This window comes from Shewanella abyssi (assembly GCF_023284025.1).
Lineage (GTDB): Bacteria > Pseudomonadota > Gammaproteobacteria > Enterobacterales > Shewanellaceae > Shewanella > Shewanella abyssi.
The window spans coordinates 82,095-89,822 of record NZ_JAKIKR010000016.1 but is presented as its reverse complement, the minus strand read 5'-3'; the positions used below and the strand labels follow the sequence as shown (position 1 = coordinate 89,822).

The 7,728-nt window shown below is 45.0% G+C and carries 7 protein-coding genes; 5 read left to right on the top strand and 2 right to left on the bottom strand.

Annotated features, from left to right (window positions below; genetic code table 11):
- Positions 1 to 118: 118 nt before the first annotated feature.
- Both L2755_RS09420 and L2755_RS09415 read left to right on the top strand, forming a co-directional pair.
- A complete protein-coding gene (locus tag L2755_RS09420; protein WP_248980432.1) occupies positions 119 to 577 on the top strand; it encodes a GNAT family N-acetyltransferase in 459 nt (152 codons plus the stop codon).
- A 219-nt stretch (positions 578 to 796) separates the two neighbouring features.
- Positions 797 to 1,111: a hypothetical protein gene (locus L2755_RS09415; protein ID WP_248980431.1), complete on the top strand. Its 315-nt coding sequence runs from the start codon at positions 797 to 799 to the stop codon at positions 1,109 to 1,111.
- A gap of 516 nt (positions 1,112 to 1,627) precedes the next feature.
- On the opposite strand, the gene L2755_RS09410 is transcribed toward L2755_RS09415, so the two are convergent.
- Together L2755_RS09410 and L2755_RS09405 are read right to left on the bottom strand one after the other, a co-directional pair.
- Positions 1,628 to 3,760, bottom strand: coding sequence for a sensor histidine kinase (locus tag L2755_RS09410; protein ID WP_248980430.1), 2,133 nt, complete (start codon positions 3,758 to 3,760; stop codon positions 1,628 to 1,630).
- A gap of 25 nt (positions 3,761 to 3,785) precedes the next feature.
- Entirely contained in the window at positions 3,786 to 5,168 is a 1,383-nt protein-coding gene (locus L2755_RS09405; protein WP_346348086.1) for a sigma-54-dependent transcriptional regulator, read from the bottom strand.
- Between the two features lie 280 nt (positions 5,169 to 5,448).
- Between L2755_RS09405 and L2755_RS09400 the strand changes: the two genes are divergently transcribed.
- The 3 genes from L2755_RS09400 to L2755_RS09390 are packed head-to-tail and all read left to right on the top strand — an operon-like array spanning position 5,449 to position 7,693.
- Positions 5,449 to 6,261, top strand: coding sequence for an ABC transporter substrate-binding protein (locus L2755_RS09400; protein WP_248980428.1), 813 nt, complete (start codon positions 5,449 to 5,451; stop codon positions 6,259 to 6,261).
- A complete protein-coding gene (locus L2755_RS09395; RefSeq protein WP_248980427.1) occupies positions 6,258 to 6,965 on the top strand; it encodes an ABC transporter permease in 708 nt (235 codons plus the stop codon). The genes L2755_RS09400 and L2755_RS09395 overlap by 4 nt, the downstream gene beginning before the upstream one ends.
- Positions 6,965 to 7,693 carry an ABC transporter ATP-binding protein gene (locus L2755_RS09390; RefSeq protein WP_248980436.1) on the top strand — a complete coding sequence of 243 codons (729 nt, stop codon included), beginning with the start codon at positions 6,965 to 6,967 and terminating at the stop codon, positions 7,691 to 7,693. Before L2755_RS09395 ends, L2755_RS09390 begins: the two co-directional genes overlap by 1 nt.
- The last annotated feature ends 35 nt before the right edge of the window (positions 7,694 to 7,728 follow it).

The following is a 7,728-nucleotide window of genomic DNA, read 5'->3' as shown; positions in this document are numbered from 1 at the left end:
GCTCCCAGGGCTTAACAGCAACTGGACAGACCTGTTATAATTTAGCCGATTCGTTCACCTTTAGCTCATTTTATTGAGAGCATTCTAGGTGAACAGGCTAAATTAATGAGAGTAGAAAATGTACACGATTGAAATAGAAGCAGTTACTGAGTTCACAGCTGAAGCTTTAGCATTACTGAGCAGCGCTTATGATGCCATCCCGGAATTTGACCAGCCGTATTCTAGCCAAGAAATCAGTAACCGCTTGCTAGCAACACCGTCTCTTTTGCTTATCGCAAAGATAGAAGGTGAAGTCGCTGGTTTTAAATTGGGCTATCAAACTGCAGAGAATGTATTTTACAGCTGGCTTGGTGGAGTAGCACCGGATTACCGAGGTTTAGGTCTAGCCAAGAGCTTACTTGAGTATCAAGAGCGCTGGGCTCGCGAGCAAGGCTATAGCCGTATCGAAGTTAAGACCCGTAATTGCTTTCCTGCTATGTTGAAAATGTTAATCAACAATCAATATCAGATCACTGCGATGACCGCTGATAATCAGCACTTAAGCCAAAACAAACTCCACCTGCAAAAACAGGTCTAATACCTAATGCACTTGGTCTAGATGCAACTGACATTAAATTGATAATAAAACTTGCAAATACAAATGAGAATGATTACTATTACCACGCGTTCCAGAACTCAGGTCACTCTATAAAGTTCTCATCATCTTTATACTGCAAAGAGTTTTTTTATACCCATGGTATATGCACGACATTGCTCACACACACTTTTTGGCCAGGATTTTTATCCTGGCTTTTTTTTGTCTGAAATTCCTAGCGATAAATTAATTAGCCCTAAAGTGGAAATAAAACTTGCACAACCAAATGATAATGATTATTATTTACATGCGTTCCAGAACTCCACACTTTTAGGGATCTCATCTCCTTATGGTTCGAGTTTATATACCAATAATACTCAATATTTGTACGTTCAGCGGGAATTCAATGCGCTGAAGGCAAGGCGAATGATTGAAGTTAATAGTTGTTCTATAGCGAAATCGCTCAACGCAGCATACAGCGCATTGAAAACCGCCCAAAGGGAGGCTCTCAAACGTTCCATTTCTGCTTTGCATTGATTTACAAGGGAATAGCCATTATCTCATCGATGCGCCTTGAACTGAAAAGTTTGAGAGCCTCTGAATTGGCAATATATTAAATATTATTGGTATCAGCACGACATTGCTCACACACACTTTGTGGCCAGGATCTTTATCCTGGCTTTTTTTTGTCTAAAATTCCTAGATGATAGCCTCTTGCATACGCTTGCAACCAGCAATGGCAACACCACATTGCTCACACGCTTTTTAATAGCCAGGATTTTTATCCCGGCTTTTTTTTGCCTGAAATTCCTTGATGATAGCCTCTTGCATACGCTTGCACCAGCAATGGCTACACCACATTGCTCACACGCTTTTTAATAGCCAGGATTTTTATCCCGGCTTTTTTTTGCCTGAAATTCCTTGATGATAGCCTCTTGCATACGCTTGCAACCAGCAATGGCTACACCACATTGCTCACACGCTTTTTGATAGCCGGGATTATCATCCCCGCGTTAAATAAAAATATTAGTCATGGCCCAGCGTTGATAGGAATTAGGAGGGGGCGGCGCGGTTACCGTGAAACTGTAGGCCTTCATAAGGGGCATTTGTCTGCTCTTCTACCGCAGTATGGTACAGACCAATGGTGAACAAACTGCCTTTACCCACAGTAGAGCTCACTTCAATAGTGCCACCAATACGTTTTATAATACCGTAGCTTAACGATAGTCCCAGACCAGTACCATCTTTACGGGTAGTGTAGAAAGGGTCGAAAATACGATTAAGTTCCTCTTCAGGAATGCCTTTACCCTCATCTTCAATCTCAATTTTGACCCCAACAGGCTCACCACGTTGTACCCAGTCGTATGTACGGATCCATATCTGACCCTTATCATCGATTGCATGTGCGGCGTTGACTACAATATTAATCAATACCTGCAGTAATTGCGGACGGTTAACTTGCACTGGATAACTTGCATTAAGCTCTTGGCTAAGCACCACTTCTTGCGTTTGTATTGAGTGACGTACTAGCACTAACATCTCTTCAATAATCGGCGTGATTTGATGCATCTCCAGTGGGGCATTAAACTCCCCAGGACGGCTGTACTGCAGCAAACTGCGGATAATGGTACTGATACGTCCAACCTGCTGAATAACTAGCTCTATCTCCTCTTCAACGACATCAGCCTTATCGCCTAGCTCGTACTTTAACAACTCCATGTTGCCCAAGATCACCGCCGTCGGGTTATTAATTTCGTGGGCGATCCCTGCGGTTAACTCACCTAACGCGGTTAACTTTTCATTGATGACTAGCTGTTGACGAGTTTCATTCAGTAATGCTACGTTCGCTTGCAGTTCTTCAGTTTTTTCCTGCAGGCTGCGAGTACGCTCTTCTACTTTAACCTCCAACTGCTCTGCAGCTGCTTGGATCTGCGTATTACGTCGCTGCAACAGATCCAGCATACGATCAAACTGTTCAGCAAGATTAGACAGTTCATTGCCACTATCAAGACCCAAGGAACCAATACGTAGATTACGCCCCGATTGCACCGCTTTTACCACATGGTGGATACGCTCAATCGGTTGCAATAAGCTGTAGGCGCCACGATAAACCAGCCAACCAGAAACCAATAGCACCAACATTAAAATAGTGCCAAGTTCGATAATATTGAGTAAATAGTTGTGAATAAAGGGTGACTCAGAAAATCCGGTATAGATCATACCGATACGTTTTCCCTGTACGTCCATTAATGGCGCATACGCCGAGATAAACCAATCATTAAATACAAAGGCACGATCGACCCATAGCAAGCCCTGATTTAACACCTTTTCACGCACTTCTGACGACACCAAGCTGCCAAGCGCTCTACCTCGTTCATTGTCACCTTGAGGGAAAAAATGCAGTGGCACGTTGGTACTAATACGAATATTATCGAGGAAAATGGTCACGGTACCGATGGAACGTTCCGGCAGTGTCCCCTTGTCATACACCAGATCGCGAATATGGTCGACGATTCTAGCATCTCGATTGAGCAAAATACCACCATCTAAATACCAAGCAACATTCCCTGATGCATCAGGGATGGGCAGTAATGAACGGCTTAATAAACCACGTTTCTCTTCCGTCTTGCTCGGTTCCTGCGCTCTTTGTGTTTTCATTACCGTGACTTTGGCTCGCTCAGCCAGAACAGGGTCAATACGAGAAAGACGACTGGGTGACAACACCATCAGTCCAGAAAATGGTTGGTCAGCTTCAATATGAGGTAACATCTGCCGCAGATCGGGGTCAGCCGCCGCTTCAGCAACGCTGATTAAACGTAAGAAATCTAAATCGATATCAACTTTAGTCTGTGATAGATGCTGCGTCAGTGCTTCTCTAGATAATTTGCCATTGAAATTTATTTTTCTAAAATCATTTTGAAATGCCCAAGACTCCATCACCAGTTCAAGGCGTTTTTCTTGAGTGGTTTGCACCGATACCAGGGTACTATTGGCCACGGTTAAATCAGCTTTTACTTTCATAAAGAGCTGCTGACCTGTGTAGCTTATATTCCAATAGATGGTAATAAACACTAGGCTAACCAGTGTTAACAAAATCGGTAGTAGGGTCAGAATAAGGATGCGATAGCGCACCTTAGCTTGCATCTGCTGCCAACTAACACCAAAGATATTGGAAAAAAATGACACCTAAACTCTCCTGACTAACTCGTTGTTATGCTTCTATGTTCTTTTCGCCGCCAAACCACTCTTTGTATTTTCGGTCTAGGGTCTTACGTGACACGCCAAGATCTCTTGCTGCAGCTGACTTATTACCACCATGTATATCAACGACTCGAGTCACGTGATCGCGCTCAACGTCTTTCAGCGCCCATTGCAATGGGTAGCCAGATTCGGCAACCATCTCAGCCTTAGGTTGGGTTTTCCAGTACTCGGCAGGCGGCTTACCGAGCAATATACAGCGTTCAATCATATTACGCAGCTCGCGGATATTACCCGGCCATTCGTGTTGCTGTAACTTGAGTAAGTCTTCATGGCTCCAGACCACCTCTTTTACCCCCAATTCTGCTGCTAATTGGCAGGTGAAGTGATGCGTTAGTTCTACAATATCCTCTGGCCTATCACGCAGTGGTGGGACAACAATCTCGAGTACGTTTAAGCGGTAATAGAGATCTCGTCTAAAGTTACCCTCTGCGACTTCTTCAGATAACTTACGGTTTGTTGCCGCAAGCACCCGGACATCAATATTAATCTCTTTCTCACTGCCCACTGGCCTGATGGTTCGTTGCTCTAACACGCGTAGTAAAGCGGTTTGCATTTTTAACGGCATTTCACCAATTTCATCGAGGAAAATGGTGCCAGTCGATGCAAAGCTAAATAGCCCTTCGCGGTTACCTTTTGCGCCAGTAAAAGCACCAGCTGAGTGGCCAAATAGCTCACTTTCAAGCAGTTCTGGCGCAATAGCACCACAGTTCACCGCCACAAATGGCCCTTGGCGTCCACTTAAGGTATGCAGCTGCCTAGCGACGAGCTCTTTACCGGTGCCCGACTCACCTTCGATGAGCACCACCGCATTAGTTGGCGCTACACGGGCAATGATATCTTTCACTTCGCTCATAGCATCGCTTTGGCCGATGATGGTGGACGATTGATTGAACGATACTTCGCGGCGCAACATCAAGTTTTCGCGCTTCAATAAGCGTCGCTCAATGCAGCGGTCAACGGATTTCATCATCTGTTCGAGATGGAAGGGTTTCATAATAAAGTCAGATGCGCCTGCACGAAGCGCTTTGATGGCCACGTCCATATCGGCATAACCCGTCATAAAGATGATGTCAGAGCGTCGCTCTTGATCATTGAGCGCTTCATGCCACTCTATTCCTGAACGGCCAGGCAGACGAATATCGACGATCAGTAGATCAAAATGACAACGCGAACGCAGTTGTTCTGCATCTTCAACGCTGGAAGCCGTCTCCACCAGTGCAAATTTCTTAGCGAGTGCCTTTTTTAAAAAGCTGCGCATACCAGGTTCATCGTCAACAATTAGTACCGATACCGCGGAAGGAAGTGGCTTCATGTCATTTACTCTCTGGCTCATCTTGTCTTAAACAGGACATTTTGACTCATAATGAACAAAGTCTATCACCTAACGGGGGGGAATAGGTCACTATGAACCACGCTTTAACGACGTTGGGACATATTGTCTGAATGGTTTTTAATAACCATGGGATCAAGCTCACACTTAAGCGACTGATGTGATACAAAATCCTCGAATACATAAATGGCATCAAACTTGCTCTTCAAATAGAGAAGTGATTTCACTTTCCAGTGGTGACTCAGGTATGGAGTGACCCTTTTATATTTGCCAAGGAGTAAAAATGTTAAACCTTAAACGCGTTATTGGTCTTGCTGTGACTGCTGCATTGTTTGTTGGAATGCCAGCTCAAGCCAATGAAGTTATTAAGCTAGCAACCACGACCAGTACTGAAAATTCAGGTTTATTAAAAAACCTGTTACCGACTTTCGAAGCCCAAAGCGGTTATAAAGTACAGGTGATTGCTACAGGAACAGGCAAAGCGCTTAAGCTGGCTCGCCAAGGTGATGTGGATGTTGTAATGACACACGCACCCGCTGCAGAAGCCAAATTTGTTTCTGAAGGTTATGGCAGACTTCCACGTGGGATCATGGAAAACGATTTTGTTATCTTAGGTCCAAAGAATGATCCTGCTAACATCCGCTCTAGTGACTCTGCCGAAGCGGCATTTGCCAAGATAGCGAAATCCGCTACGCCATTCATTTCACGCGGTGATAACTCAGGCACCAACATGAAAGAGCTTATCCTTTGGGGTAAAGCCAATGTTAAGCCTGAATTTGACGGCTATACTTCTGTAGGCCAAGGCATGGGCAAAACGCTACTAATGGCAAACGAATTACAAGGTTATACCTTATCTGACCGTGGTACTTTCGTGGCATATTCAGGTAAAATCGGCCTTGCAGTAGATTTTGATGGCGGGCAAGCACTGGCGAATCCATATCAAATCATGCTGATTAATGCAGACAAGTACCCTGACTTAAACCATAAAGGGGCTAAAGCATTAAGCGACTGGCTGATCGGCGCGCAGGCGCAAGGGATGATCAACAACTATAAGGTTCAGGGTGAACAATTGTTCAAGGCAACATATAGCGAATGAATGAAGGCTGGTTAGCCCTAACACAGCAGGCGTTAAGCCTGCTGTTTTCATTGGATCCAGAAGTCTGGTCCATTATATCGGTATCTTTTTCAGTATCATTTGCAGCACTGGTGATTACCTTGCTGCCCTCAATGGTGCTCGGCTTCATATTGGCTTTTTCTCGCTTCCGTGGCCGCTGGCTGGTCACCAATTTGATTCAAACTCTGCAATCCATTCCCACCGTTGTTATCGGATTATTAGTCTACCTGCTGTTAACTCGCATGGGGCCACTTGGCGATCTAAAATGGCTTTTTACTCAAAAAGGCATGATCTTAGGCCAGATGATGATCTGTGCGCCAGTGCTTGTCGCCATGAGCCAAGCGGCGTTCACCAGTGTTGACCGCCGCGCTTGGGAAACCTCCCGAACATTAGGCGCGCCTTGGTACAGCGCAATTTGGGCCGTCTGCAGAGAGCTCAAAGTTCCACTATTATTAGCTATTATCGCCGCGTTTAGCCGTATTCTGACCGAGGTAGGTTGCTCAATGATGGTCGGCGGCAACATTGCAGGTGTCACTCGAAATATTCCCACCGCTATCGCGTTAGAAACCAGTAAGGGTGACTTTGCCCAAGCGATAGCACTTGGGCTTGTCCTGTTAGTATTAGCACTAGTGCTAAACTTTGCCTTAGGTACGCTAAGAGGCAAGGCCGAGCCGAGGAGTCATTAATTAGCATGGCAAAAATTATTGCACAAGATCTTGAGATGCGTTTCGATGATAAGCATCTGTTCAGCGCTCAAGAGCTTATTTTTCCGCAAAACCAAGTGATTCATCTACAGGGTGATAACGGCTGCGGCAAAACCACGTTAATGAAATTATTGGCTGGACTGATTAAACCCAGTCAAGGCCAAGTACAGGCCATCGGTTATTCAATTGCGCCATGGTGGCGCAGCAATGCCATTGTGGGTAAAGCGTTTTATCTGCATCAGCACCCTTATCTTTTTGATGGCAGCGTGCTTTATAACCTCACCTATCCTTTGGCTTTCTCAAACTGCGACAAAGCAAAGCTGAATGCACGTACAGAACAAGCGATTGAGATGGCACAGTTAACTCATTTACTGTCGCAATCGGCATCCAGTTTATCTGGTGGTGAACGACAACGATTGGCCATAGCACGAGCTTGGATTGTAGAGCCCAAACTGTTGATGCTTGATGAACCAACCTCAAATATGGATAAGCATTCACAACGCCTGGTCTTGCAGATGATCTCCGATCTAAAACAGCAAGGTACGGGGATGATAATTAGTAGCCATCAGTCATGTATGCTGACGCAAATCTGCGACCATGCATGGCTAATCGATAATAATAGAATTAGCACCAGTGATAAGGTGCCTGAAGCAGCACCAACTTTAGCAGTCCATATTAATCCCAACATGCTAAACAGTATGGCCAAGTAACTAGACCCAAATTGCTATTCCGCCAACATTAAGTT